Annotated in this window: 4 protein-coding genes and 3 pseudogenes; 6 read left to right on the top strand and 1 reads right to left on the bottom strand. The window is 47.4% G+C overall.

Annotated features, from left to right (window positions below; translation table 11 throughout):
- The 5 genes and pseudogenes from BRW63_RS26660 to BRW63_RS26680 all read left to right on the top strand — a co-directional run.
- A partial coding sequence (locus tag BRW63_RS26660; protein ID WP_223257537.1) for a transposase occupies positions 1-449 on the top strand: 449 nt, incomplete at its 5' end.
- A gap of 14 nt (positions 450-463) precedes the next feature.
- A pseudogene (locus tag BRW63_RS26665) lies at positions 464-850 on the top strand (transposase); the annotation flags it as partial.
- Positions 847-1,095, top strand: a complete 249-nt coding sequence (locus tag BRW63_RS30125; protein WP_073075334.1) for a hypothetical protein — start codon at positions 847-849, stop codon at positions 1,093-1,095. The pseudogene BRW63_RS26665 and the gene BRW63_RS30125, both read left to right, overlap by 4 nt.
- A gap of 28 nt (positions 1,096-1,123) precedes the next feature.
- The gene (locus tag BRW63_RS29755) at positions 1,124-1,246 is read left to right on the top strand and encodes a hypothetical protein (protein WP_262983573.1); all 123 of its coding nucleotides are present in this window, start codon (positions 1,124-1,126) and stop codon (positions 1,244-1,246) included.
- Between the two features lie 904 nt (positions 1,247-2,150).
- On the top strand, positions 2,151-2,378 hold the full coding sequence (locus BRW63_RS26680) for a transposase family protein (protein WP_073075336.1): 228 nt from the start codon (positions 2,151-2,153) through the stop codon (positions 2,376-2,378).
- 13 nt (positions 2,379-2,391) lie between these two features.
- Here BRW63_RS26680 and BRW63_RS26685 read toward each other — a convergent pair.
- Positions 2,392-3,052 (bottom strand): annotated as a pseudogene (locus tag BRW63_RS26685) (IS5 family transposase).
- A 585-nt stretch (positions 3,053-3,637) separates the two neighbouring features.
- Here BRW63_RS26685 and BRW63_RS26690 point away from each other — a divergent pair.
- Positions 3,638-4,000: pseudogene (locus BRW63_RS26690) on the top strand (hypothetical protein); the annotation flags it as partial.

Raw genomic sequence — 4,000 nt, forward strand, 5'->3', positions numbered from 1 at the left:
AAGTTAGAGGCATCGCACGGCATTTAAACTATGAGCAATTACCGCAACTAGACGCACAAAAACAATCGCTCAAACTGACTGATGCCAAGCAACAACGACGGTTTGAAATCACGAGTGATGCGGATGATATTTTCGAGGCAACCGATGTCAATCAAGCACAGAAACCGTTGCAAGACTTTGCTCAAAAGTGGCAATTGCTCGAACCAGATGCGGTGCGTACCTTCCTCAAAGATAGTGAATTAACGCTGACGTTCTATCAATTCCCTCACGACCTACACTGCCATATTCGGACTACGAATCATCTTGAGCGATGGTTCCGTGAGTTTCGGGCGAAGTCCGATGAGATTGGTGCGTTTCCAAATGAAACGAGTTGTCTGACTGTGTTTTGTATGGTGCTGGAGCGCGATCATGCCAAACACAACCGAAAAGCCTCCGCGAATAATTCGTGACACTAACCAATGACCAACCACTCAAACCGGAGGAAGCAAAACGGCAACGACGCTTTGAAATCACAACTGAGGCATACCAGATTTACGAAGCAGACAGTATGGAACCAGCTCAGCAGCGACTCCAACAGTTTATTATTGACTGGCAACTGCTAGAACCCAAAGCTGTACAAGTCTTTCAACGGGATTTCGATCTGACGTTGACGTTCTATCAATTTGACCGCACGTTGCACCGTCATATTCGCACGACCAATCATCTAGAGCGTTTGTTTCGGGAGTTTCGTACCAAATCGGATGAAATCGGAGCATTTCCTCACGAAACCAGTTGCCTAACCGTGTTCTTCTTGGTGATTGAGCGAGATCATGCTAAACATGACCGTAAATCTGTGGCGAAAAATTCATGACACTAACGGAGTTCTTCAATGCCTGTTTGACGGCACTTAACTTAGCCAAAGTTGAAACTCATCCACCCCATCGACCACATCCACCACAAGAACCGATTCCCTTCTCAATGGCAACGCTGAAGCGACGGGCGCTCAATCAGCATCTTCTCGAACGCTTTATTGCCACCTTAGACTTGAAGCCAACTTTGATTAAATCCCACCCCAACTATCCAACCCTTTGTGACTACGGCATTATCGCTGCCTAAATTTGTCCGAAGTGTTGATTTAACACTGATGCCTAAAGATGCTCCGCAGCAAGAATACAGGTTGGATGTCACGTTTCCGGCGTTTAGCGCAAAATCACGAGTGGTTGGCAGAAACATTGAGTGGATTTCACCTAATGCGTTCGTATCTTGATAGTCAAACAGTATGTAAGTATCGGAGTCAAAGGTGTATAATATCTTCTAAGACAAATTTGAGAGCTTCACCCCAACTCTGAGAAGCACTATAAAACTGTTCCTGCAAACCCTTGCAACTGCCTTGTTTCTCTTGATAAAAATCGTAATCGCCGTGCAGGTTAAGAATGGTATCACCCTAAGTACAGGACAAAAGCTTGTGCGATTCGTTGAGAATGAATCACGGTATAAAACCGTAAATAACCTCTCCAGTCAAGTCTAGCCATGGATGAGATTGAGCTCTCGGTCTGATGTGGGTGCAAGCCCCACCTACCAGACTCAGGTATGACTCCTGATCTGCCCACACCGACCAAGCTCGATTCTTGGAGAGTGAAGCTGGAAACAGAGCGCAATCAGACATCTGTTGTGAAATGACACTGGCGCTAATAGGGAATTCCCAAGGTGAAACAGAGCCTAGAAAAGCAACCTATGTCCAAGCGAGGCACAACCACCCAAGACCTCTACTTCACTGGAGACCATTCCCACCGCGTAGTAAGCTTAACAGCGGTAAGAGTCTAGGGAATCCAGTGGTTGAAATGGCTCTACCTAACGGAATGAACAATCTTACCGAGGGAACGAATAAAAACGGATTGAGGGTCAAAGGGAAGTCGAACCCTGAGTAGGCTGGACGAGCAGCGGAAACCCCTCAATTCGGGTAGGACAGACCGTAAGAGTATTCCAATAAATAAATGATCCTGAGAGACTAAGGATTGTGGATTAAATAACCTGTCAATCTTGTCATCAAATCTCTTGATTCGTCATGGCTGAGATCTTCGCCCCCTAAATCCCCCATGCTGGGGCAGGGCTGATTTATTGATAGGAGAAGAAGGAGAATAGAGGGGAAGTCTCTGATTTCCCTTCCAACTATGAGCCTGATTGCCCATCTTCAAACCATTCCCGACTTCCGCACTCAACCTCGCTATCCGCTTTGGGTCGTCCTGTTGCTAGTGATCATGGGGACGCTCAGCGGCTGTGACGGCTATCGCGCCTTAGAAGACTTTGTGGCTCGTCATCAAAGCAGTTTAATTGAAGTCCTGGAATTGCCCTACAAGCGTCTGGAGTATGTGTGCGAACCGTTCAGTCGAAATGAGTAGCAATACTTAGAGCCTAGGCGAAAACCTGAATTGCCCGCACTACAATGCAAGCACACGATAAATGGAGCATTGCTAAGTAGTGTTCTGGCTTCTTCTCCCAGCGGATCAACACGCGTCTAAATCGAGAGATTTCGAGGTTCTCCTTCAGGATAGTCTTCTGGAACAATCCGTTGGGCCGCAAGCGTTGCCTCGGTCAATTTCATATCATGCCGATTTGCACTCTCAATCACAATCGCGATGGGAATCCCGTTGCCATCCGTTAATAAACTTCGCTTGGTGCCAGATTTGCCTCGGTCAGTAGGATTGCGCCCCGTTACTTTTCCCCCCAACGGGGCTTTGACCATTGCCCCATCCATTGCATTCCATTCCCCCTCAATCCCCACCTCATCGGCGTACTGGTTTAGCCCTTCCTCCCACAGTCGCTCAAACACCCCTGCTTGCACCCATTCACTGAAGCAGTCATGCACTGTACTGGATGCGCCTAAACTCCTCGGAATCGCGTTCCACTGACACCCCGTTCGCAAGACGTAAAAAATGGCATTCAATGCCTGCCGATTCTCCATTCTCGGTCGCCCGCCTTTCGGCTTCGGACGGTCGGCGGGAATGACGGGACTCACTCGTTCCCAAACTTCATCAGGCAGCAGAAATAACGGGTCAATCTCTGTGAAGGACATGACTGATCAATAGCTGAAACATGCTCCAGCCCAGTATCTCATAAATTTAGAGGTTTTCGGCTAGGCTCTTAGACCTACCTATCTAAAAGTCACTGTATTTAAGAAAGAGCAGCTTCCTCCTAACTAGGTAAAAAAAATTACATAGGGAGATTTCGCCAAAGCGAAGAATCACAAGAAGAGCAAAGGCGATACTGTTTTAAGAGGGGTTTCAACTATGTCATCTGTCTCAGTAGTTACGTGTTACTTCTTACGAATAATATCTAAGATCGGCTTTATATTACATTGGAGGGCTAGAAGCTTTATACAATCTTTAATCTCAATACCGGGTATAACTTGATTTCTCGCACTGGGTGATTCACTCGTTTGTGGCTGGGCGATCAACCTCTGTTTAGCTAAACGAGGTTAGCGAACGTAAGCAATTTGCAGTATTTGACCGATGAAGAGCTGGGTTAAAATGAGACCCATTACTAGAAAAAAGTTTTGAAGTTTAGGTAAACTCAGATCTTGCAGCAGTCTCAACAGGGAGTTGCAAAACGGCTAAAAGTCTGTAAGAAAGGGCGTAGAAATAGTTGAATTAGGACGGTTATGGAAACCATCTTGCAACACGCCCAAGGATTAGTGTACGCCCTGCTTCACTTGATGCCTAGCCCCTATCAGCACGCTAGTCTCAGTTCTCTTTTAGGACTGTTTTTAGAGGCGCAGGGTCATCCTGTCCCTCAGGGGTGCCAGACGAAATCTGCTAGCGCGTTGAGCCGCTTTCTGAATCACTCCGAGTGGTCAACTCGTTCGGTGCTGAGAACGACTCGCCACCAGGTGTTGCAGCAGATGAGAGCGCATCTTCCAGGCTCTGGCAGCCCCCTGAAAGTATTGATTGACTTAACCACCTTGGAGAAGTGCGGCAAGTTTCGGCACCTGGGCGACCCGACCGAGGATGAGGGAACGCCCAAC

Source organism: Phormidesmis priestleyi ULC007 (genome assembly GCF_001895925.1).
Lineage (GTDB): Bacteria > Cyanobacteriota > Cyanobacteriia > Leptolyngbyales > Leptolyngbyaceae > Phormidesmis_A > Phormidesmis_A priestleyi_A.